This window comes from Lysobacter sp. 22409 (genome assembly GCF_052045105.1).
Lineage (GTDB): Bacteria > Pseudomonadota > Gammaproteobacteria > Xanthomonadales > Xanthomonadaceae > Lysobacter > Lysobacter antibioticus_B.
Genome location: NZ_JBQEOE010000017.1, coordinates 1 through 22,551, shown reverse-complemented (window position 1 = coordinate 22,551; position 22,551 = coordinate 1). Strand labels below are relative to the sequence as shown.

At 69.2% G+C, this 22,551-nt stretch carries 17 protein-coding genes; 6 read left to right on the top strand and 11 right to left on the bottom strand.

Features of this window, described 5'->3' with window-relative positions; translation table 11 throughout:
- Positions 1 to 42 precede the first annotated feature (42 nt).
- Positions 43 to 957: a hypothetical protein gene (locus ACTJJK_RS10820; RefSeq protein ID WP_152566403.1), complete on the top strand. Its 915-nt coding sequence runs from the start codon at positions 43 to 45 to the stop codon at positions 955 to 957.
- Here the strand turns inward: ACTJJK_RS10820 and ACTJJK_RS10815 are convergent.
- The 4 genes from ACTJJK_RS10815 to ACTJJK_RS10800 form a co-directional block, all read right to left on the bottom strand.
- Positions 919 to 1,731: a transporter gene (locus ACTJJK_RS10815; RefSeq protein WP_440730186.1), complete on the bottom strand. Its 813-nt coding sequence runs from the start codon at positions 1,729 to 1,731 to the stop codon at positions 919 to 921. The two genes, ACTJJK_RS10820 and ACTJJK_RS10815, sit on opposite strands and share 39 nt — an antisense overlap.
- Positions 1,728 to 2,096 carry a hypothetical protein gene (locus ACTJJK_RS10810; RefSeq protein WP_031373979.1) on the bottom strand — a complete coding sequence of 123 codons (369 nt, stop codon included), beginning with the start codon at positions 2,094 to 2,096 and terminating at the stop codon, positions 1,728 to 1,730. Before ACTJJK_RS10810 ends, ACTJJK_RS10815 begins: the two co-directional genes overlap by 4 nt.
- Positions 2,097 to 2,233: 137 nt before the next feature.
- Positions 2,234 to 2,596, bottom strand: a complete 363-nt coding sequence (locus ACTJJK_RS10805; RefSeq protein ID WP_440730185.1) for a hypothetical protein — start codon at positions 2,594 to 2,596, stop codon at positions 2,234 to 2,236.
- A gap of 165 nt (positions 2,597 to 2,761) precedes the next feature.
- Entirely contained in the window at positions 2,762 to 3,535 is a 774-nt protein-coding gene (locus ACTJJK_RS10800) for a rhomboid family intramembrane serine protease (RefSeq protein ID WP_223619178.1), read from the bottom strand.
- A 136-nt stretch (positions 3,536 to 3,671) separates the two neighbouring features.
- Between ACTJJK_RS10800 and ACTJJK_RS10795 the strand changes: the two genes are divergently transcribed.
- Positions 3,672 to 4,841, top strand: coding sequence for a class I SAM-dependent rRNA methyltransferase (locus tag ACTJJK_RS10795; protein WP_031373977.1), 1,170 nt, complete (start codon positions 3,672 to 3,674; stop codon positions 4,839 to 4,841).
- A 1,048-nt stretch (positions 4,842 to 5,889) separates the two neighbouring features.
- On the opposite strand, the gene ACTJJK_RS10790 is transcribed toward ACTJJK_RS10795, so the two are convergent.
- Entirely contained in the window at positions 5,890 to 6,213 is a 324-nt protein-coding gene (locus ACTJJK_RS10790; RefSeq protein WP_031373848.1) for a hypothetical protein, read from the bottom strand.
- A gap of 444 nt (positions 6,214 to 6,657) precedes the next feature.
- On the opposite strand from ACTJJK_RS10790, the gene rmuC reads away from it, so the two are divergent.
- Positions 6,658 to 8,232, top strand: coding sequence for a DNA recombination protein RmuC (rmuC, locus tag ACTJJK_RS10785; protein WP_223619180.1), 1,575 nt, complete (start codon positions 6,658 to 6,660; stop codon positions 8,230 to 8,232).
- 85 nt (positions 8,233 to 8,317) lie between these two features.
- Here rmuC and ACTJJK_RS10780 read toward each other — a convergent pair whose 3' ends face one another.
- The 6 genes from ACTJJK_RS10780 to ACTJJK_RS10755 all read right to left on the bottom strand — a co-directional run bounded on the left by ACTJJK_RS10780 (position 8,318) and on the right by ACTJJK_RS10755 (position 12,894).
- On the bottom strand, positions 8,318 to 9,490 hold the full coding sequence (locus tag ACTJJK_RS10780; protein WP_440730184.1) for an MlaA family lipoprotein: 1,173 nt from the start codon (positions 9,488 to 9,490) through the stop codon (positions 8,318 to 8,320).
- Between the two features lie 129 nt (positions 9,491 to 9,619).
- On the bottom strand, positions 9,620 to 9,919 hold the full coding sequence (locus ACTJJK_RS10775; protein WP_031373845.1) for an STAS domain-containing protein: 300 nt from the start codon (positions 9,917 to 9,919) through the stop codon (positions 9,620 to 9,622).
- Positions 9,920 to 9,921: 2 nt separating this feature from the next.
- Positions 9,922 to 10,581, bottom strand: a complete 660-nt coding sequence (locus tag ACTJJK_RS10770; protein ID WP_031373844.1) for an MlaC/ttg2D family ABC transporter substrate-binding protein — start codon at positions 10,579 to 10,581, stop codon at positions 9,922 to 9,924.
- On the bottom strand, positions 10,578 to 11,147 hold the full coding sequence (gene mlaD / locus ACTJJK_RS10765) for an outer membrane lipid asymmetry maintenance protein MlaD (RefSeq protein WP_036149641.1): 570 nt from the start codon (positions 11,145 to 11,147) through the stop codon (positions 10,578 to 10,580). The genes ACTJJK_RS10770 and mlaD overlap by 4 nt, the downstream gene beginning before the upstream one ends.
- 206 nt (positions 11,148 to 11,353) lie before the next feature.
- Complete coding sequence (locus tag ACTJJK_RS10760) at positions 11,354 to 12,103, bottom strand: MlaE family lipid ABC transporter permease subunit (RefSeq protein WP_031373842.1); 750 nt, start codon at positions 12,101 to 12,103, stop codon at positions 11,354 to 11,356.
- On the bottom strand, positions 12,103 to 12,894 hold the full coding sequence (locus ACTJJK_RS10755; RefSeq protein ID WP_031373841.1) for an ABC transporter ATP-binding protein: 792 nt from the start codon (positions 12,892 to 12,894) through the stop codon (positions 12,103 to 12,105). Before ACTJJK_RS10755 ends, ACTJJK_RS10760 begins: the two co-directional genes overlap by 1 nt.
- Positions 12,895 to 13,475: 581 nt before the next feature.
- Between ACTJJK_RS10755 and recC the strand changes: the two genes are divergently transcribed.
- Genes recC through recD form a run of 3 tightly spaced genes read left to right on the top strand, consistent with a single transcriptional unit; the run spans position 13,476 to position 22,281 of the window.
- On the top strand, positions 13,476 to 16,856 hold the full coding sequence (gene recC / locus ACTJJK_RS10750) for an exodeoxyribonuclease V subunit gamma (RefSeq protein WP_440730183.1): 3,381 nt from the start codon (positions 13,476 to 13,478) through the stop codon (positions 16,854 to 16,856).
- Positions 16,853 to 20,422, top strand: coding sequence for an exodeoxyribonuclease V subunit beta (recB, locus tag ACTJJK_RS10745; protein WP_440730182.1), 3,570 nt, complete (start codon positions 16,853 to 16,855; stop codon positions 20,420 to 20,422). The genes recC and recB overlap by 4 nt, the downstream gene beginning before the upstream one ends.
- The gene (gene recD / locus ACTJJK_RS10740; RefSeq protein ID WP_440730181.1) at positions 20,419 to 22,281 is read left to right on the top strand and encodes an exodeoxyribonuclease V subunit alpha; all 1,863 of its coding nucleotides are present in this window, start codon (positions 20,419 to 20,421) and stop codon (positions 22,279 to 22,281) included. The genes recB and recD overlap by 4 nt, the downstream gene beginning before the upstream one ends.
- Positions 22,282 to 22,551 lie beyond the last annotated feature (270 nt).

Sequence of the window (22,551 nt, the reverse complement as noted above, 5' to 3'; positions counted from 1 at the left end):
CACGCGTTGGTCCAGAGGCTCACCCACAACGAGGAGTCGATCATGTCCAACGCACGCACGTCCATCGTCGCCGCCTATTGCGAAGGTCTGTTCTCCAAGACCGATGGCAAGGGCTATGTCCAGGGACTCAAGACTTCCGGTTTCAATACGGCGATCCTGGCCCTGGCGCATGTGCACTACCAGGACAAGTCGCCGCCGGCGCCGGACAAGTACAAGGGCGACCTGTACTACAACGACCTGGAGATCTTCTCCAACGGCCAGTACGTCGGTCCGCCGGAATGGGTGCCCCTGGTCAACTCGCTGACCCTGGGCGCGACCGGCATCGAACGCGTCTGGCTGTCGATCGGCGGCGGCGGGGTCGGCGATTACGGCAACATCCAAAAGCTGATCGCAGAGTTCGGCAACGGCGAGAAGAATCCGCTGTTCCAGAACCTGGTCGCGTTGAAGAAAACCTTCCCGGCGATCGAGGCCGTCGACCTGGACGACGAGGAAATGCAGAGCCAGAAGCTGATCGTCGACTTCAGCCGCATGCTCGGCAAGGCCGGCTTCAAGGTCACCTTCTGCCCCTACTACAACCCCGAGTTCTGGGTCGGCTGCGTGGCCGAACTGCAGAAGACCGATCCCGGCCTGGTCATCGGCTTCAACCTGCAGTGCTACTCCGGCGGCGCCGGCAACGATCCGGAAGAGTGGATCCAGGCGCTGCAGCAGACGCTCGGCAGCGGCTTCCCGGCCAGCTTCGTGATTCCCGGCGTATCCACCGACTCGACGCCGAACCAGGTCCAGCAGCAGTACGCGCAATGGGCCAGCGACGGCATCGGCGGCGGCTTCCTGTGGACCTACGAATCGGCGGACACGCAGGCGCCGGACTACGCCTCGGCGATCGCCACCGGCGTCGGCACGGCCGCGGCATTGCGCGGCTCAGTCGAAGTAGAACGACGCCCCAAGACCTCCCTGTAGATCGGGGCTGTTGCGGTCCAGGCCGACGTCGAAGGACGCGTCGAGCTGCACGCGCGGGGTCGCCATCCAGGTGACCCCGCCGCCCGCGACCGAGGTGGTCGAGGCGTGATCGCTGTGCGACATACCGGCTTCGACATAGACCGCGGTGCGGTCGCTGAGCGCGAAGCTCAGGCTCGGCGACCAGGTCCAGGTGTCGGCGCCGTCGCTGCGGTCGAGGTTGAAGTACAACGCGCCGGCGACGCGCTCGTTGAAGTCGTAGCCGAGCGTGGTGCCGAGGGTGTACCGGGTTGCACCGTTGCTGAAGTCGCGCGCGCCGCTGGCGGCGGTGACCGCGCCGAGCACGGCCCACGAAAACGCCTCGTACGAGGACGGCAGCGCGACCTTGACGGCGAGGCCGGTGTCGCCGGCGCCGTGGCGCGAGCGGCGGCCGTCGCCGTCGCGTTCGCGCAGCCGGTTGTAGGCCGAGGTCGCCAGTTGCAGCTCGACCCGCTCGCTCAGGCCCAGGCGCAGATTGGTATTCGCGCTGTAGAGCCGGCTGCGGCGGCCGCCGTCGTCGTTGCGCTCGAAATCCGGCAAGCCCTGCTCCCAGGCGAAGGCGCCGCGCGGCAGGGTGTCGGTCGAAAACGAGATGCCGGGCCGGTCGAATGAAGGCGGCTCGGCCGCGTCGGAGGTTTGTGCCGCCGCCGGCGCGGTTGCGATAGTGAGCGTCGCGGCGATTGCGGCGACGACGGCCCCCCGCACGTGCGCCGCGGCAAGCGCGGCAGCAGGCCTCACGGCTTGATCCACTGACCGCGCTGCATCTCGCAAGCCTGCTTGATCGCAGCGATCTGCGCGGCGTTGCGCTTGTAGTAGTAGATACGCGCCTTGGCGTTCATCGGCGAATCGCAGATCGCGACCGCGCCCGAGGGACAGGCCGCGACCGGCCGCGCCGAGACCTGGCCGCCGATCTCCGCCAGACCCGGCAGCGAGCTGTTGCATTGCGGCTTGGGCGCGCCTTCAGAGGCCGGCGGGTCGGTCTCGGTGCATTCGTTGATGATCTGGCCGAGGACCTGGCCTTCGATCATGCAGGCGCTCTTGGCATAGACGAGCGGCGAGGCGGCGAGCAGGAGGATGGCGGATGCGATGAGGCGGCGGCGCATGGCGAAGGGCTCCGGAGGCAGCGGGAAAGATCGGGCAGCGTGCGGTTCATCTGCATGGATGCCAAGTCACTTTAACGCGCCGACGCAGGGGCACGCGAGCGAAACGAATCGGCTCCGATGGCCCGGCCGCTAACGGTTTAGGGCCATAACTGCACCGATAGCACGTGCCGGTACACCCGCAGAGGCCGGTTAGGGGGACGGCGCCCGGCGACGGCCGAGTTCTCGACTCGAACCGCAGGAAAATGCCAGAGCTGACCGTCGGGTTGATCGAGGCGATCGGGTGGGCCGAGCGCGCCTCGCAGGGCCTGTGCGCTCTCGCGAAAATCCGGCTTGAGTGCGCGCCAGCGAGGCTTCCATCGGAAAAGTTGCACTTCGCTCAGCGTCGATCGAGTGACGAAGTCGAACCAGAACGGCGCGGTGTAGCCGAACAAGGTGAAGCGCAGTACCGATGGACCGTAAACGCATTCTTCGAATCGATCGCGCGGTATCAGGTCGAACAATTCGGGCTGAGTGATGCGCCAGGGAATCGTAAGCCCGTACTCAGGCACCGGAATGCCGGCGCTAGGATCGTAATGAAAGGGCATCGCTCGAAGGGGCTCGGCTTGAGCCGGAATACGGAGAGCCAGTCCAGTATAAACCTGAGTGAAAGCGATGCCGGGGTACGGCTACTCCTCGTGCCTCTGCCGCGCCGGAAACTCCAAGACCACGCCGCGTTCGCCATCGACCGGGCGGTTCCACAACACCGGCACGCGTTGCGGGCTCGGCGGTTCCAGTTCGTCGTGGGCCGGCACCAGCTCTTCGTCCTCATCTTCCCAACTGTAGCGCTTGCGTGGCGGCAGCGGGTCGCGCAGGCGGAACGCGAAGGCCGCGATCACGCCGGCGACCGCGCCGCCCAGGTGGGCCTGCCAGGACACGCCGATCTCGCGCGGCAGCACGGTCAGCAACATGCCGCCGTAGAGCAGGAAGGCGATCATCGCCGCGGCGATCGAGGGGCGGTCGCGGCGCAGCAGGCCGAGGGTCAGGACCAGGAACATCAGGCCATGCGTCAGGCCGCTGGCGCCGAGGTGATAGCTGCCCGGATCGCCCAGCAGCCAGGCGCCGAGCCCGGCGCCGAGCCACAGGATCGGCAGCGCGCGCAGGGTCGCCTTCGGGTAGACCGCGCCCGCCAGGGTGCCGAGCAACAACAGCGAGGTCGCGTTGGCGGCCAGGTGCTCGATCGAACCGTGCAGCAGCGGCGCGGTCAGCAGGCCGACCAGGCCTTCGGCCGACCACGGCTGGACGGTGAAGGCGCGCACGTCGAACTGGCCCTGGGCGGTGAACACCGCGATCAGCACCAGGACGAAGGCCAGGCTGGCGTTGAGCGCGCGCATCAGCCGGCTGCGGTCGGCTTTGCGCTGGGCCGGGGTGTCGGGGATAGGGGCTTCGGTGGGCAGGTGCATATCACCGAGATTGGCACCGCCCGGAAGGAATACAAGCCGCGTTCGTCGGGCCGGTTTGTCCCGCCAGCGGGATGGCGGCGGGGCCGGGCGGCCCAAGCCGGGCGAGGCGGAGGCCCGTCCCCGGTAGAATGGCGGGATGAATAACGAACTCCCCACCGTACGCCTCAAGAACGCCTGGAAATCCACCCACCCCTGGATCTTCCAGCGCCTGGTCGACAAGCCGGCCCAGCGCCCCAAGCCGGGCTCGATCGTCAACGTGCTCGGCGTCGACGGCGATTGGATCGGCCGCGGCTTCTACAACGGCCACTCGCGCATCGCCCTGCGCATGCTCGAAAACGACCCGGACGTCGAAGTCGACGCCGACTGGTTCGCGCGCAAGATCGCCGCGGCCGTGTCGCTGCGCCGCGACGTGCTCAAGCTCGACGAGGTCAGCGACGCCTGGCGCGTCGTCCACAGCGAAGGCGACGGCCTCAGCGGCCTGGTGGTCGACCGCTACGGCGATCTGCTGGTGGTCGAATACTTCAGCGCCGGCGCCTTCCGTCACCGCGAATGGATCTACGACGCGCTGCGCCAGCAGTTCCCGGGCTGCCGCTTCTACGCCTTCGCCGACGAGCACGTGCAGAAGCAGGAGAGCTTCGACTTCCGCGGCACCGAGGCGGTGCCGCCGGCGACGATCACCGAGTACGGCATCAAGTTCCGCGCCGACCCGGCCGGCGCGCACAAGACCGGCTTCTTCGCCGACCAGCGCGACAACCGCGAATGGCTGTCGCAGCAGGTCGCCGGCAAGCGCGTGCTCGACCTGTGCTGCAACACCGGCGGTTTCGGTGTGTACGCCAAGGTGCGCGGCGCCGAGGAAGTGGTCGGCGTGGACATCGATGCCGACGTGATCAACATCGCCAAGGCCAACGCCAAGCTCAACGGCGCACAGGTCAAGTTCGTTCAAGCCGACATCTTCCCCTACCTGCGCGACGTCGCGAACGCCGGCGATCTCTACGACGTGGTGATCCTCGACCCGGCCAAGATGACACGCGACCGCGAGCAGGTGATCCCGGCGCTGAAGAAGTACCTCGACATGAACAAGCTGGCACTGGGCGCGCTCAAGCCCGGCGGCCTGTTCGCGACCTTCTCGTGCACCGGTCTGGTCAGCGAGGACCAGTTCCTCGACATGCTGCGCCGCGCCGCGTTCTATGCCGGGCGCACCGTGCAGGTGCTCAAGGTGTCCGGCGCGGGCGCCGATCATCCGTGGCTGGCGCAGGTGCCGGAGTCGCGGTATCTGAAGGCGGTGTTCTGTCGGGTGTTGGACTGAGCCGATTGCCAGGTTTGTAGTGCGTCGCTCCCTCTGTAGGAGCGGCGTGCTACTGGATTTCCTTCGCTCATAAGCCGCGACCCCGCGCTGTTTGTCTCGCGCCGGCGCTTCATGCAACCTCAGGGTAGGAGCGACGCGAGTCGCGACCGCGTTATTTGCCGTTGCGGCGCTTTTTTGCCGCAGAGCGATGAAGCAAGATCAATAGCAAAGCTTCCGCCCGCTGACGCGGCCGGGTTACTTTCTTTTGCTAAGCCCAAAAGTCCGTCTGGATTCCCTTCGGTCAAAGCTAACCAAAGAAAAGGGCTCTTCTTGCAAGGGCACAGGCCACGAGTGCGATGCTGTCGCCGGGATTTTTCGATAGGACATCCTTGTCCTATCGAGCCATCCTTTTTTAAGGGCTGGGCGCACGTCCTGTGCGCCGCCCTCCGGGTCTCCACTTGACCGGTAAAGCGGCAAAGCAGATCAAAATAACGGCAACGGCAACGGCAACGGCAACGGCAACGGCAACGGCAACGCGGCCGCTCTTGGGTAGGAGCGGCGCGAGCCGCGACCGCGAATCTCGGCTGACGAAAATCGCTCGAAGCCATCTTGATCCAAAGCCCTTAGCTCTGGCTCTGGCCGTGCGTCGCCGCGCACTGGCGAAGGCAATCGAAGACCCGGAGGGCGGCCCGCATGGATGCGGGCCGTTTTTCAACGGGACAGGGATGTCCCGTATGTAGAGCCCTGCGTCGGCATCGCTCGTGCGGGTTGGTGATTCAAAGAAAAGCAACTTCTTTGGTTAGCTTTCTTTTTGTTGCTTATGACAAAAGAAAGTAACCCGCCGCTTTAGTGGCGGAAGCTTTTGGCGTTTGATCCTGATCTTTCTTGAACGATACACCACGAGACCGAAACGACGCGGTCGCGGCTCGCGCCGCTCCTACCCTCGCGATGGCGCACCGCCTCGTTGAATCACACTGGCGTTGCTGCCTCTACTCGTCCCGCGGTCGCGGCTCACGCCGCTCCTACAGGCGACGTAGCGCCCCTCAAGCGCGCGCTACGCGCCATCAGCTCAATCGCGCCACCACAACACTGCCGGCGGGTCGTCGGGCAGGGCGAATTCGAGGCGCTTCAAGGCGTCCAGGTCCAGCCCCGGCAAATGCACGCTCATCGCGGTCGCGACTTCGCGGTAGCCCGGCCAGTCGGTACGCAGCTCCAGGCTGTCGCCGCTCACGGTGCCCAGCTCGACGAAGATCAGCTTGCGGTCGACCACGTCGATCGCATAGCCGTCGATGCCGTCGATATCGGCCCAGCGGATGCCGTGGACGCGGCCGGCGCCATCGTCGCGCCAGATGCCGCGCGGGTCGGCGTAGAGCCGGGGAGCTTGCGGGTCCATGCATGCAATCCTTGCGGTGACCGGCCGGCGAAGCCGATCGGGGCGAATCCAGATTGGCACAGTTCCCTGCGCCGGTTCGGTTCCGTACGGAACTCGGCCGCCCCGATTCAGGCGCGATCTGCGACCGCCTGCGCATTTCGCTTTCGCGCCGGTTCCACCCGAATGGGCGATCGGCGGATGCCCCGGCCTGGGCGATCATCGCTGCCTAACCGCTCGCCATCGCAGGGCCTGAGACTCACCCCGTTAGACTAGACAGCCATCTGCGGCTGCGCGGACAGGCTGCGAGCGGTATCGACCCACCGGCTCCGAACCCAGGTGGCGTCGAATCGCCTGCTTCCCCCGCCCGCCTCATGCCGCCCGCCTCATGCCGCTTGCCCCATACCGCCTGCTCCACACCGCCCACCCCGGGCGCCTGGCCCCAAGGCCTTCTCCAAGAGTTTCCCGATGCCCCTGACCGCTGCCCTCGTTGCCATCCTGTTCGCCTTGTCGATCGGCGCCGCGCTCGCCTGGCTGCTGGCCCGGGCCGGAGCCGCGCGTGCGTTGGAGGCGGCGCGCGCGGAGCTGGGCACGCAGTTGAATGCGGCCAACCAGGAACGGGCCCAGTTGCAGGAGCGCGCTGCGCGCATTCCGGAGTTGCAGTCGCGTCTTGGCGAGCTCGAAAGTCTGCGCGATCAGTTGGTGCGCGACAGCGGCGTGCTGCGCGAGTCGATCGGCCGCGTCGGCGCCGAGTTGGCCAAGGAGCAGGACAGCCTGCGCGTGGCGCGGACGAACCTGGAAGAGACCGAGCGCGTGCGCGATCGTCACGCCGCCGAGGCCCAACGTCTGTCGGTGCAGGCCGCCGAACTGGCGACCCAGCTCGACGCCGAGCGCAATCAGTCGCAGGCCAAGATCGCCCAACTGCGCGAAGTGCGCGAAGAACTGACCTCCGAGTTCAAGAACCTCGCCAACGACATCCTCGAAGAGAAGAGCAAGCGCTTCACCGAGCAGAACCGCAGCCATCTCGGCTTGCTGCTCGACCCGCTGCAGAAGAAGTTGGTCGAGTTCCAAAGCAAGGTCGAGACCGTCTACGACAACGAGACCCGCGACCGCACCGCGCTCGGCGAGCAGGTCCGTCAGCTCATGGCCTTGAACCAGTCGCTCAGCGACGACGCCAAGAACCTCACCAGTGCGCTCAAGGGGTCGAGCAAGGCGCAGGGCGCCTGGGGCGAGTTGATCCTCGAACGCGTGCTGGAGTCGGCCGGGTTGCGCAAGGGCGAGGAGTACGACGTCCAGGAAAGCCACAACAGCGAGGACGGCGAACGCCGTCCCGACGTCACCGTGCATCTGCCCGAAGACCGGCATCTGGTGATCGACTCCAAGGTCTCGCTGACCGCGTACGAGGAGTACGCGAGCGGCGAAGACGACGAGCAGCGCGCGCGTGCGCTCAAGCGTCACCTGGACTCGGTGCGCGCGCACATGCGCGGGCTGTCGGAGAAGCGCTACCAGGAGCTTTACGGCCTGCGCTCGCTCGATTTCGTGTTGATGTTCGTGCCGATCGAGCCGGCCTTCATGCTTGCCGTCACCAACGACCGCAACCTGTTCATGGACGGATGGCAGCGCAACGTGTTGATGGTCAGCCCGTCGACCTTGCTGTTCGTGGTGCGCACCGTCGCGCATCTGTGGCGGCAGGAAGCGCAGAACCGCAATGCCCAGGAAATCGCCAAGCGCGGTGCGCAGCTCTACGACCGGTTATGCGCCTTCGTCGCCGACCTGGAGAAAGTCGGCGACCGCATCGGCCAGGCCAAGGACAGCTTCGACGCCGCGCGCGACAAGCTCAGCCGCAACAAGGGCAGTGTGATCCGCCAGGCCGAGATGCTGAAGGACATGGGCGTGAAACCGAACAAGGCCTTGCCGCCGAAGTTGGTCGAGTTGTCGGCCGACGAGGACGCTGCCTCGGAAGACGGCGAAGAGGGCGTGCGGCCGATCGAAGGGGCCGCGGGCTTGTTGCCGCTCGGCGGGGATGAAGCGCCGCAGGCTTGAGGTCGCGATACCGCTAAAGCAGAACGGCCCGGATTCGCATCCGGGCCGTTCGTCGTTACAGGGTGCAGCGAGGCGATCGCGCGGCTCAGCGACCGCCGTCGGTCGGCATCACCGGCATCGCATCGGCCGGCACGCTCGGGTTGCTGTCGTCCTGCAGGTATTCCGGCAGGGCGCTGTCGCCGTTCTTGTCGAGACGGTCGCCGAAGATCTGATAGTCGCGGCGCTGGGTCCAGGAGTCGCGGACCAGGGCGTATTCGTCCTCGGCGCCGTCGCGCAGGCTGTCGAGCGGCAGCAACTGGGCGCGCACGTCGACCAGTTGCAGGCCCTGCAGCGGGATGCGGATGCGGTCGCGTTCGACGTGGCGCAGGGGGCTCAACGGGGCATCGCCGAGGGCGCCGAACGAGTCGCGCACGGTGCGCGGGCCGAAGAACGGCAGCTCGACATAGCGCGAGCGCTTCCAGCCCCACACGCCCAGGGTCTGGCCGAAGTCTTCGCTGCGGTTGGGCAGCTTGGCGTCGCTGGCCGGATCGAAGATGCCGCCGATGCCGAGGGTGGTGTTGAGCGCGAAGCGGCCGAGCGCCTGCGCGGCCTGCTTGGGCTTGCCCTGCAGCAGCGCGTTGAGGATCGACACCGGCTGGCCGAGGTTGTTGAAGAAGTTGCTGACGCCCAGGCGCACCGGACGCGGCACGACCTTGGAGTAGGCGCGCGCGAGCGGACGGGCGACGCCGCGATCCACCGCCATGTTGAAGCGGTGCATCTTGCGGTTGTACTTCTCCCACGGGTCGAACGCGCCCGGGACCGAAGCCGGCGCCGGCAGGGTCGGGTCGGCGACCGGGTCGTATTCCTGCGCCGGGGTGCCGTAGAGGGCATCGAAATCGCGCTCGGCCTCGGTGCGCTGGTCGTCGGCCGCGCTCGGCTCGACCGCGGCGGTGGCCGGCGGCAGCACGGCTTCGGCGGCCGGTGCATTCGGATCGGGCTGTGCCGGTTGGACCTGGCTCGTTTCGACCTGGGCGAGGGCGTAGTCGAGCGCGGGCTCGGCGGTCGCCGCCTGCGTCGTGTCGACCGGCGTCGTCGCCGCGTCGGCGGGCGCGAGGGTTTCGGTCGGTGCGGTCGCGAGCGCAGCGTCGGTTTGCGCCGTGGCGCTTACGACGGCCGCTTCGGCAACGGAGGCCGGGTTCGCGTCCTGCGCGAAAGCCGGTACGGAATGCAGCGCGGCCAAAGCCAGGCCGAGCGAGAGTGAGAGTGCGTGGGGGCGCATGGTTGCAGTCTAGTCTTCCGGGACAACGGGTGGGGGCAGCCAGGCCGGATCCGTCGGCATTGGCGACCGCAACAGGAGAGTTCTGCGACGGAGTTTGTGTATCGGCGACCGGAACTCGAGAGCCTGAACTTAGCGACCGAAACCGAGCGCGTCGTCGAGCCGGTAGGCCGCGCGCAATTCGCTCAGCCCGGCCGGCGTGCCGACCACTTCGACGCCCTCGACCTGCGCGGCCAGCTCGGCCAACAGCGCCAGGCCGGCGCTGTCGACGGTACTCACCGCACTCAGGTCGAAACGGCGCACGCCGCTCACGAGTGCGCGCGCCTGCGACCACAGCGTCGCCGCCGCGGCGCGGTCGAGCGCGCCGCTGAACACCAGCGCCTCGCCGTCCTTGCGCACGTCGGCGGCGTCGCGGTCCGTCGCTGCGTCCATGCTCAGTTGCCGCTCGCCTGGGCCTGCAGCTTGCCGGCCTTGAGGTCCTTGGCGACCTGGGCGATCGACTTCTGGTTCAGCGGCGTGTCGAACTGATTGCGGAAGGTCTGTACGAAGCTCACGCCTTCGACCATCACGTCGAACACCTTCCACTGCGCGCCGTTCTTGCGCAGCAGGTAGTCGACCGGAATCGGCTCGCCGCCCTGGCGCAGGAATTCGCTGGAGACCTTGACGATGGCGCCGCCGCGCAACGGGGTCTCGGACTTGATGCGCACCTTGAGCTTGGTGTTGAAGTCGAGCAGGGCCGAGCCGTAGCGCTGCATCAGGCTGCCGGTGAGGGCATCGGCGAACGCGGCGACGTCGGCATCGGAAGCGCCGCGGCCGTGCGTGCCCAGGACCAGGCGCGCGGCGTAGTCGCGGTCGAACACCTGGGTGAACTCGGTCGAGATGAACTGGCTGAGCGCGGCGCGGTTCTTGCTGAACTCGGGGCGGCGCGCTTCCAGGGTCGACAGGATGCGGGTGCTGTTGGCCAGCACCATCGCGCTCGGCGTGCCGGCGGCGGGTGCTGTGCCCGGCGCCGCGGTGACCTGGGCGAGGGCGAGCGAGGGAGCGCCGGCGAGCAGGGCCGAGGCGAGGACGATGGAGATCAGTGAACGCTTCATTTCTTGGTCTCGTCGGTGGAGGGGGCGGCTTCGCCCTGGAGATAGTCGGGAACGCCGGCGTCGGCGGGCTTGGCGGCCGAATCGCCGGCCGCATTGCCGCCTTGTGCGCCACCGCCGCTGAACATGTACTTGCCGACCAGCTGGATCAGGTCGACGGCCGGCTGGGTCAGGTAGATCTCGTCGCCGGGCTTGAGGTTGTCCGGGTCGCCGCCCGGGGTCAGGCCGATATAGCTTTCGCCGAGCAGGCCGCTGGTGAAGATGCCGGCGGCGGTGTCGGCCGACAGGTTCCGGTAGCGGTTGTCGATCGCCAGGGTCACGATCGAGCTGTACTTGACCGGGTCGAGCGAGATGTCGGCGACCTGGCCCACGGTCACGCCGCCGATCTTGACCGGTGCGTTCGGGCGCAGCGCGCCGATGGTGGTGAAGCGCGCGGTGATCTCGTAGCTGCTGCGGCCGAAGCCGAACTTGCCGTTGGTGGAGGCGATCGCCAGCACCAGCAGCGAAGCCAGGGCGAGCAGCAGGAATGCGCCTACGGCGAATTCGATGCGGGGACTGCGGACGGACATGGCATCACCTTGGGGATAAAGCCCGCGCGGTTCGGCGCGGCGATGTAACGGTTGGTCTACGACGTGTCGAACAAAACCTGGGTTCGGGCCCCTCTCCCAGCGGCGGCGACCGCAGGGAGTGCAAGGCTGAGAGGGGTTGGGGGAAGGCGGCGCGCTTGCGCAGCTTCGACCTCGTCCCTGCCCTCATCCGGCCCGGGCTACCTTACTTACTTGAACAGCAGCGCCGACATCACGAAGTTGAACATCAGCACCAGCAGCGAGGCGTTGACCACGGCGCGGGTCGTCGCCACCGAGGTGCCCTCGATGGTCGGCTCGGCGTGATAGCCGACATAGGCCGCGACCAGGGCCGCGGTCGCGCCGAACACCGCCGACTTCACGAAGGCCATCAGGAAGTCGTCGAAGAAATCGACGCTGTCCTTGAGCACCTGCCAGAAGATCCCCGATTCGATGCCGATCACGTGCACCGACTCGAAATAGCTGGCGCTGATCGCCAGGCTGCAGAAGAAGCCGGTCAGCAGCGGCACGCACAGCACCGCCGCCCAGAAGCGCGGCGCCACCGCCTTGGCGATCGGGTCGATCGCCATCAGGCCGAGCGCGGTGATCTGGTCGGTCGCGCGCATCAGGCCCAGTTCGGCGGCGATCGAGCTGCCGGCGCGGCCGATGAACAGCAGCGCGGTCAGCACCGGGCCGAGCTCGCGGTACATGCCCAGGCCGAGCATGGCGCTGACCTGGTTGGCGGCGCCGTAGGTATCGAGCGCGCGATAGCCCAGCAAAGTCACCGATAAGCCTACGAATGCGCCACCAACAGCGATGATCGGCAGCGAACGTGCGCCTATCTTGTAGATTTCACGGGTCAGCTCGCGGAAGAAGTCGCGGGTCGGCTTGGACGCGCGCAGCACCGACAGCGAGAACAGGCCGGCGCGGCCCAGCGAGCGGGTCGCAGCGATGAAGGGCATCAGGCGGCCTCCGTGGTGGTGCGCGGTGCGGCGTCGAAACCGATCGGGCCGTCGGGTTCGCCGAGCAGGAATTGGCGCACCAGCGGGTCCTGGCTGCGTTCGAGTTCGCCCGGCGTGCCCGAGAACACGATCCCGCCGTTGGCGATCACGATGGCGTGGTCGGCGACCGGCAGGGTCTCGTGGACGTGATGGGTGACCACGATGCTGGTCAGGCCGAGGGTGTCGTTGAGGCGGCGCACCAGGCTCATGACCACGCCCGAGGCGATCGGGTCCAGCCCGGTCAGCGGCTCGTCGTAGATCATCAGCGGCGGGTCCAGCGCCAGCGCGCGCGCCAGCGCGACCCGGCGCGCCATGCCGCCGGACAGCTCGCGCGGGAAAGCATCGGCGGCGGCGTGCAGGCCGACCGCGTGCAGCTTCATCAGTACCAGGCGCTGGATCAGCGCCTTCGGCAGGCGCGTATGCGCGCGCAGCGGCAGGGCGACGTTCTCGGCTGCGGTCAGGTCGGTCAGCAGGCCGTTGCCCTGCAGCAGCACGCCGATGCCCTTGCGCAGTTCGAGCAGCTCGCGCTGATCCTGCGGCACCTGCTGGCCGAACACCTCGACCGTGCCCGCGGCCGGGGCGAGTTCGCCGGTCAGGGCCGACAGCAGGGTCGACTTGCCGCTGCCCGAGGGGCCCAACACCGCGACGATGCTGCCGCGCGGCACCGACAGGTTGATCCCGCGCAGCACGCTGCGGCCGCCGCGGTCGAGGCGGAGGTCGGTCAGGCGGACGATGGGCGGTTCGGTCGTCATGCGGTAGGACTGTCCGTGTACGAGGGCGATGAGACGGTCGGACGAGGCTGCAAAACGGCGCAGCTTGGCCCAGCCAGGCTGAACCGGGGTGGAGCGTCGGCCATTGTCGCAGGTTAGGCGGCTTCGCTCGCGGCGGTGGCGGGACGGAGCGTTCGGCCGTCGTCGCATCGTCGAGGCAGGGTGGCCGGCGGCGATTAAAACGGTTTTAAGTGTGTCGAGGGATGTGGAGGCAAGGAGCAAAGGCAAATCCCCCCTGGCCCCCTTTTCAAAGGAAGGGAGGTGATCTGGGAGTTGCGCATCGGTCGAGAAGGGAGTCGTTCCGGGGTACATGCAGAACGAGTACTCATCGGCGAAGGTCGGACTTGCGACGATGTGCACATCGATTCGTTGTCGGTGGCGAGCGCCACCCGAAGCGCGCTTCACATCGCACCCAGCGCCAACGACCCGAAGCCTCCCCCCTTTGAGTAGGGGGGCAAGGGGGATTTGCTTCGACGCCTCTTCGACCACCACGCCCGCAATCGTTCCCGCAAACGCCACAACCGGCCGCAGCGCATCCGGCGCCCTTGCGGCAAGATGGCGGGATGCCCGCGCGCGCCGATTTCCGTCTCTACCATTCCAATGCGCTGGACGTGCTGGCGGGCCTGCTCGCGCAGGAGTTGCGCACGCCGGCGCCGGGGCAGCCCTTGCTGGCGCCGGACGTGATCCTGATCCCGCAAGTGGCGATGCGGCGTTGGCTGCAGGCCACGCTGGCGCAGGCCTACGGCATCGCCGCGAACCTGGAATTCCTGACCCCGGGCGAATTCGTCCAGCGCGCGCTGGACGCCAATGCGACCGACCAGGACCGCGACCGCCCCGGCGAGGACCTCGATGCCCAGGCCCTGCGCTGGCGCTTGTACGACGTGTTGTCGCAACCGGCGCAGTTGCGCGAGCCGGCACTGGCGCCGCTGCGCGCCTATCTCGAGGGCGACGACCCGCTGAAGTCGTGGTCGTTGTCGGGCGAGTTGGCTTCGCTGTTCGAGAAATACCAGGCCTGGCGCCGCGACTGGCTGCTGGCCTGGGACGCCGGCCACGAACGCAACGATCCGCAGGCGGCGTTGTGGCGACGCGTCGCCGCCGGCCGCCGCTACCGCGCGCGCCGCATCGACGATTACCTGACCCGTTTCCAGGGCGAGGCCGGCATCGCGCATCCGCCGCGCGGGCTGCCGCCACGCTTGTTCGCCTTCGCCACCCTCAACGTCTCGCCCGACGTGCTGCGGATGATCGCGACCCAGTCGATCGCCGGCACCCTGCACTTCTATCTGCCGACCCCGACGCGCAAGTACTGGGGCGACCTGGGCACCCTGGCCGAACGCCTGCGCCTGGGCGAGGACGCCGCCTTCGGCGACGACGACAACCCGCTGCTGCAAGCCTGGGGCGCGGCCGGCCGCGATTTCATGGCGGTGCTCGGCGGCTACGAAGTGGTGCACCCCTCCGGCGAAATCGCCGCCTACGCCGATCCCGAAGAAAGCCGTCACGACGACCCCTCGCGCGACAGCCTGCTACAGCGCCTGCAACGCGACCTGCTGCATCGGCGCGCGCTGCCGGCGACGCCGTGGCGCGAACGTGTCGATCGCGGCGACGCCAGCCTGCAGGTGCATGCCTGCCACACCCGTTTGCGCGAAGTGCAGGTGCTGCACGATCAATTGCAGGGCCTGCTCGATCCGAACTCGACCGAGGGCCGGCGTTTCGACCCGCCACTGCAGCCGCGCGAGATCGCGGTGCTGGCGCCCGACATCGATCCCTACGCGCCGCACATCGCCGCGGTGTTCGGCGGCCTGGCCGGGCGCGCGGGTTTCATTCCGTATGCCTTGGCCGATGCCAGCCCGCTCGCGTCCGAGCCGCTCGCGGAAGTGTTCCTGCGTCTGCTGGCCTTGCCGGTCTCGCGCTTCGGCTTGAGCGAAATCCTCGACCTGCTGGCGACGCCGGCGATCGCCGACCAAGCCGGCCTCGACGGCGCCGGCCTCGAACGCCTGCGCACCTGGCTGCAGAACGCCGGCGCGCGCTGGGGCATCGACGCCGCCCACCGCAGCCGCCACGACGCGCCCGGCGACGACGCCTACACCTGGGCCTTTGCCCTCGACCGCCTGCTGCTCGGCCACGCCGCCGGCGACGGCGCCGCGCCCGACGAGATGATCGCCGGCATCGCGCCCTATGCCGAACTCGAAGGCGCCTCGCTGGACGCGCTGGATGCGCTGATCCGTTTGCTGCGGGTATTGGCGCGCTTCGAGCGTGCGCTCGATGCCGAATTGAGCCCGGCGCACTGGTCCGACCGCCTGCTCGGCCTGTTGCGGGCGATGCTGCCCGAACGCCCGCGCGACGCCACCGACCAGCGCACCCTCGAGCGCCTGCGCAACCTGATCGAAAGCTTCGCCCGCGACGCCGCCAAGGCCGGCTTCGAAGGCACGGTCGGCGCGGAAGTCGTGCGCAGCCATTTCCGCGCCGCACTCGCCGAAGCCGACACGCGCGCGCCGCTGCTGACCGGCGGGGTCAGCTTCGGCCGCATGGTGCCGATGCGCTTGATCCCGTTCCGGGTGATCTGCCTGCTCGGCATGAACGACGGCGATTACCCGCGCCGCGACCCGGCCGGCGGTCTTAACCGGCTCGCCGCCGAACTCGGCACCGCCGCGCGCCGCCACGGCGACCGCTCGCTGCGCGACGACGACCGTTTCTTGTTCCTGCAATTGTTCGGCGCCGCCTCCGACAGCTTCTATCTGAGTTATCTCGGCGCCGATCCGCGCGACGGCAGCCAGCGCGAACCCTCGACCCTGGTCTCGGAACTGCTCGACGTGGCCGCGCGTTACCACGCCGATCCGGCCGCGGCGCGCAACGAATTCGTGGTGCGCGAACCGCTGCAGCCGTTCGCCGCGGCCGCGTTCGGCGCCGGCGAGCGCGAGCCGGAGCCGCGCCGTTTCAGTTACCGCGCCGAATGGCGGCCGGCGGTCGACGCCGGCGCGCTCGGTCTGCGCGGCGAGATCGGCCCCTGGCTCAACGAGCCCTTGCCGCCCGATCCCGACGCCGCCGACGACGGCAGCGTGACCTATCAAGACCTGCGCAGTTTCCTGCGCGACCCGCCGACCGCGTTCCTGCGCCAGCGCCTCGGCCTGCGCCTGCCCGACGAGATCGACAGCAGCGACGACGTCGAGCCGCTGGTGCTGCCCGGGCCCGGCCTGTTCCGCCAACAATTGCAGCGCGCGGTGTTCGACGACCTGATCGCCGGCGCTGGACGCATCGATCGCGAGCGTTTGCAGGCGACCTTGCGCGCGCGCGCGCTGTTGCCGTCCGGCCCGCTCGGCCGGCGCCAACTCGATGCCTTGCTCGGGCAGGTGCGGCCCTATGCCGACGCCTTCGCGCGTTGGCGCAGCGGTGAGGCGGAAGCATTGCCGTTCGAACTCGACCTCGGCGATGCGCGCCTGCTCGGCCGGCTCGACGACGTCTACGCCGGCGGTCTGGCGCGTCTGCGTTTCGACAGCCTGCACGGGCCGTCGCAGATCGCCCACGGGCTCGACTGGCTGGTGCTGTCGGCGCTCGGCGACCGGCGCCCGCTGGCCCAGTTCGCCCAGATCGACGGCGGCCCCGGGCCGCATTTGCGCGAGGCGCTGGCGCCGGCCGAGGCCCAGGCCGCGTTGCGCAGCCTGCTGCGCCTGCGCGACTACGGCCTGCGTGCGCCGTTGCCGTTCCTGCCGCGCGCCGGCTGGCTCTGGTACGAAGCCGCCGCCCAGGACAAGGACGGCTGGGGCAAGGCCGAGAGTCAGTGGCACGGCAGCCCGCGCAGTTGGGGCGAGGCGACCACGCCCGGCGCGCGCCTGGCCTTGCGCGGGCGCGATCCGTTCCGTGACCCGATGTTGGGCGAAGAATTCCGCGAGATCGCCAAGCTGGTGTTCGGCGCCGTCGTCCACGGCCGCGACGAAGGCGGCGGCGCATGAACGCCGTGCGCGATCCTTTCCTGGAACTGCCGCTCGACGGCCTGCGCCTGATCGAGGCCAGCGCCGGCACCGGCAAGACCTACACCCTGGCGACCCTGGTCACGCGCCTGGTGATCGAACGCGAGCTGCGCATCGGCGAGATCCTCGCGGTGACCTTCACCGACGCCGCCACCCAGGAACTACGCGAGCGCCTGCGCCGGCGCCTGCTGTTGGCCGCGCGCATCGCCGCCGACGACCCGGCCCTGCCGCGCGACGGCGACGACAGCGAGCGCGCGCTGACGCGCAGCCTGGTCGAGGCCCAGGCGGCGCAGGAAGGCGCCGCGCCTTTGCGCGTGCGCCTGGCGCGTGCGGCGCGCGAGATCGACTTGGCCGCGGTGGTTACCATCCACGGTTTCTGCGCGCGGGTGCTGGCCGAGCACGCGCTCGAAACCGGGCAGCCGTTCGCGGCGCCGGAAATGATCGGCAGCGAGCGCGAACTGCACGACGAGATCGCGGTGGACCTGTGGCGCGCCTTCGGCAGCGACGCGACTGCGGCCGAACTGCTGTCGCTGCAATGGCCGGGCGGCCCGCCTTCGCTTGCGGCCGATCTCGGCCCCTTGCTGCGCACGCCGCAGTTGCTGCCGCCGGTGCCGTTGGAGTCGGTCGATCCCTTGCCGGCGCTGGAACAGGCCGCGCAAACGCTGAACGCCGCTTTCGTCGAGCACGGCGATGAAGCCTGCGCGCGCCTCGACGCCGCCATCGCCGCCAAGGTGCTCAACGGCAACAGTTATCGCGCGACGCTGCCGCGCGAGTTGTGGCTGCTGCTGAGCCAATGGTGCGCGCACGGCGATGCCGGCCAGGCGCTGGACCCGCGCATCGAACGGTTGACGCCGGCGACCCTGGCCGCACGTACCAACAAGGGCAAGGAGGCGGCGACGCCGTCGTCGCCGCTGTTCGACGCCGTCGCCGCTTACCTCGACGCCGCCGGGCTGCGCGCGCAATGGCTGGCCGCGCAGGCGGTGGCCCTGGTCCACCAAGTGCGCGAGGCAGCGGGCAAGCGTCTGAGCGAACTCAAGCGCGTGCGCCGCGTGCAGAGCTTCGACGACCTGATCGCCGACGTCGCCGCCGCCTTGGATGGGCCGCACGGCGATGCGCTGGCCGAACGCCTGCGCGAGCAGTACGCGGTGGCCTTGGTCGACGAATTCCAGGACACCGACACGCGCCAGTGGCGGATCTTCGAGCGGGTGTTCGGCGAACGCGCGCTGTTCCTGATCGGCGACCCCAAGCAGGCGATCTACGGCTTCCGCGGCGGCGACGTGCACACCTATCTGAGCGCGGCCCAGCGCGCCGAAGAGGCGCCGCCGCTGGATCACAACTTCCGGTCGCGGCCGTCGCTGCTGCGCGCGGTGTCGGCGCTGTATGCGCAGGCCGGCGAGGCGGCCTTCATCGACCCGCGCATCCGCTTCCGCGAAGTCCAGCCCGGCGGCGCGGTCGCCGATGCCGACCTGCAACGCGACGGCGCGACCGCGCCGGCGCTGACTTTGCGCCGCTTGCCCGCGCCCGACGACGGCCGCAAGAAGCCCGAGTGGAATGCGCCGGAATCGCGCGAACTCGCCACCCGCGCCTGCGTCGCCGCGATCCACGCCTGGTTGCGCGATGCGCGCGACGGCCGCGCCGAGATCGCCGGCCGGCCGGTGCAGCCGGCCGACATCGCCGTGCTGGTGCGCAGCCACGACGAGGCCGCGCGCATCCAGCAGGCCTTGATCGCCGCCGGCATTCCCGCGGTCGCGGCCGGTCGCCGCAGCTTGTTCGCGACCGAACAGGCACTGGACGTGTTGAGCCTGTTCGACGCCTTGCTGCACCCCGGCGACGGCGGCCGCCTGCGCGCCGCGCTCGCGACCGCCTTGATCGGCCTGGATGCGACCGCGATCGCGCGCTTGTCCGAGGACGAGCCCTGGCAACGCGATTGGCAGATGCGCGCGCTGGGCTGGCGCGAGCGTTGGCAGCGGCATGGGCCCTTGGCCTTGATCGCCGACCTGTGCGCCGAGCAGGCGCCGCGCCTGCTGACCCTGGCCGACGGCGAGCGCCGCCTGACCAATCTGATGCAACTCGGCGAAACCCTGCAGGAAGCCGATACCCGCTCGCTCGGCCTGCACGGCCTGCGCGATTGGCTGCGCCTGCGTATCGCCGAGGCCGACGACAGCGACGAGAAACAGCAGCTGCGTTTGGAATCGGATGCGCGCCGGGTGCAGATCCTGACCCTGCACAAGAGCAAGGGCCTGGAGTTCGGCCTGGTGTTTCTGCCCTTCATCGCGATCGGCCGCGAGCCGCGCGGCGGGCGCTTGTGCGAATACCCCGACCCGGAACTGGGCCGGGTGCTGCAGTTGCAGACCGAGGTGGTCGACCCGCGCGCGCCCGACTGGGACAGCGCGCGCGAACGCGCCGCGATCGAATCGCGCTCCGAAGACGCGCGCCTGCTCTACGTCGGCCTGACCCGCGCGCGGCATGCGCTGTGGCTGGCGAGCGGCCCCTTGTATCTGGCGCCGGCTTCGCCGTTGCTGGCGATGGTGGCCGACCCCGAAGCGCTCGCCGCCGGCCATGCCGGCGAGATCGTCATCGACGACGGCGCGCTCGAAGCCGCGCCCACGCCGCTGTTGCCGGCCGCGTCCGGCGCAGTGCCGCCGGCGCGCACCGCGCGACGCAATCTGGCGCGCGACTGGTGGGTCTACAGCTTTACCCAGCTCACCAACGAGGCCAGCGGCGGCGATGCGCCCTTGGTGGCGCTGGACGAACGCGGCGCCGAGGACGAACCCGAGACCACCCCGGCCTTGCTGACGCCCGCCGATGCGCGCTTCTCCGGCAGCCGCTTCGGCAACGTCGTCCACGACGCGCTCGAACGCGTCGATTTCGGCGCCTGGCGCGATTGGACGCCGGGCCAGGCCGAGCCGGCGGGCGAGGGCGAAGTGCTGGCGTCGGCCTTGCGCACCGAAGGCTATACCGAGGCCGACATCGACGAGGGCTTGCCGGTGCTGGCCTCGCTGGTCGGCCTGACCCTGACCGCCGCGCTGCCAGAAGGCGCGCGCCTGTGCGAGGTGCCCGAGCGCGAACGCCGCGCCGAGATGGAGTTCCACTTCGCCCTGGAATCGGCGCCGATCGACGCCTTGCTCGACGCCATGCATGCGCACGGCTGGCTGCGCGAGCGCCAGGCCTTCGGTCTGCGGCGCCGGCTCGAAGGCCTGATGACCGGCAAGATCGACCTGGTCTATGTCCACGACGGCCGCTATTACGTGCTCGACTACAAGACCAACCGCCTGCCCGCTTACGACGCTGCGCACGTCGAGCGGGCGATGGACGAAAGCGAGTACACCCTGCAATCGCTGATCTACACCATCGCCCTGCACCGCTGGTTGCGTTTCCGCCTCGGCGAGGCCTACGACTACGCCCGCGACTTCGGCGGCGTGCGCTATCTGTTCTGCCGCGGCCTCGACCCCGAAGACCCGGCCGCGGGCCTGTACGCGTACCAGCCGGCGCGCGCGTTGGTCGATGCGGTCGATGCCTTGTTCGCAGGACGCGGGGGTGGGGCATGAGCCTGCTCGACACGCTGTACCGCGAAGGCGCCTTGCGCACGATCGATCACGCGTTGGCGCAGGCGCTGCGCCGGCTCGACCGCGACACGCCGGACTGGGTGCTGGCGGCGGCGGCGCTGGCCTCGCAGGCGATCGCCCACGGCCATGCCGCCTTCGATCCGGCCCAGCCGTGGCTGTTGAGCGATGCGGCGATCGACTGGCCGCCCGCGGACGAGTGGTTGGCGGAATTGCGCGACTCGCGTTGGATCGCGACGCCCACCGACGGCGCCGTCGCGCATCGCGACGCACCGCTGGTGCTGGAGCGCGGCCTGCTGTATCTGCGCCGTTATCGCGAATACGAACGCCGGCTCGCCGCCGGCCTGCGCCGGATCGCCGCCTCGGTGCCGCCGGCGCCGGACCTCGCGGCCCTGGCGCCGTTGTTCGCGGCGCTGTTTCCGAACGCGCGCGACGACGACCGTCAGGCGCGCGCGGCGGCGGTGGCCTTGCTGCAATCGCTGTTGCTCGCCACCGGCGGCCCCGGTACCGGCAAGACCACCACCATCGCGCGCCTGCTGCTGTTGTTGATCGCGCAGGCCGATGCCGAAGGCGTGGATCCACCGCGGATCGCGTTGGCGGCGCCGACCGGGCGCGCTGCCGAACGCATGGCCGAGAGCCTGCGCACGGCGGCGTCGCGGCTGCGCGGCCTCGACGGTGTCGATGCGGCGCTGTGCGAGGCTTTGCCGGTCGAAGCCAGCACCCTGCACCGTTTGCTCGGCAGCGTGCGCGACAGCCCGCGCTTTATGCACGACGCCAGCCGGCCCTTGCCGTTCGACATCGTCGTGGTCGACGAGGCCTCGATGGTCGACCTGCCGTTGATGTGCAAGTTGGTCGAGGCGGTGGCCAACGGCGCCCGCCTGATCCTGCTCGGCGACCGCGACCAACTGCCCTCGGTCGAAGCCGGCGACGTGCTCGCCGCGATCGTCGATGCCGCCGGCGACGACGACGGCCTGCCGTTGGCGCTCGCGGAGCGGTTGCGGCCTTTGCTCGGCGATGCCTTGCCGGTGCAGCCCGACCCGACCCCGCTCGGCGCCTACCGGGTGCATCTGCGCCGCGGCTATCGCCAGGCCGAGAGCCTGGAACTGGCGCCTTTGGCCGAGGCCACGCGTGCCGGCGATGCCGATGCGGTGCTCGCTTTGTTGCGCGGCGGCCGCCTGGCCGGCGTGCATTTCCACGAGGACGTGCACGACCCGCTCAGCGGCAACGGCCGCGAACTGCTGCTGCCGACCTGGCGCGCACTGGCCGGTGTAACCGATCCGCTCGAAGCGCTGACGCTGGCGGCGCGCCTGCGCCTGCTGACCGCCTTGCGCGATGGCGGCCAGGGCGCGGCGCCGTTGAACGCACGCATCGAGGAAGCCCTGGCCGGCGCGCATCGACCGCCGTACTTCCATGGCCGCTTGCTGCTGATCACCGAGAACAGCTATCGCCATGGTTTATTCAACGGCGACATCGGCGTCTGCCTGCGCGCGGACGCGAGCGTTCGCCCGGCCGGTGCGCGCGAACCAGACGGCAGTGCGGCGACCACCGTGGCCTGGTTCGCCGGCGGCAGCGACGGCGTGCGCGGCTTCCATCCCTCTGCCTTGCCTGCGCACGGCGGCGCCTTCGCGATGACCGTGCACAAGGCCCAGGGTTCCGAGTTCGACAGCGTCTGGCTGCAACTGCCGAGGCAGGATGCGCGCCATCTGTCGCGCGAGTTGCTCTACACCGGCATGACCCGGGCGCGGCAGTCGCTGCACATCGCCGCCAGCGAGCCGGTGCTGAGGCAGGCGTTATCGAGGCATGCGGCGCGGGTGACGGGATTGGCGTGGCGGTTGGGTCGGTGAGGGTTTTCGTTCTGCGCCGGTTCGTAACGGGTGTACGCGTCAACACCAGGCCCGATTTGCTCAAGCGGCGCCATCGGCTCTCCCCCCTTTGAAAAGGGGGGTAGGGGGGATTTGCCTTTGCTGTTGCTGTGCGCGGCTTGGCACTCGCGAAGGCAATGGAAGACCCGGAGGGCGGCCCGCAGGGATGCGGGCCGTTTTTCATCGGGACAGGGATGTCCCGTATGAAAAATCCCCGCGGATGCACCGATCGTGCGGGCCTGTGATTCAAAG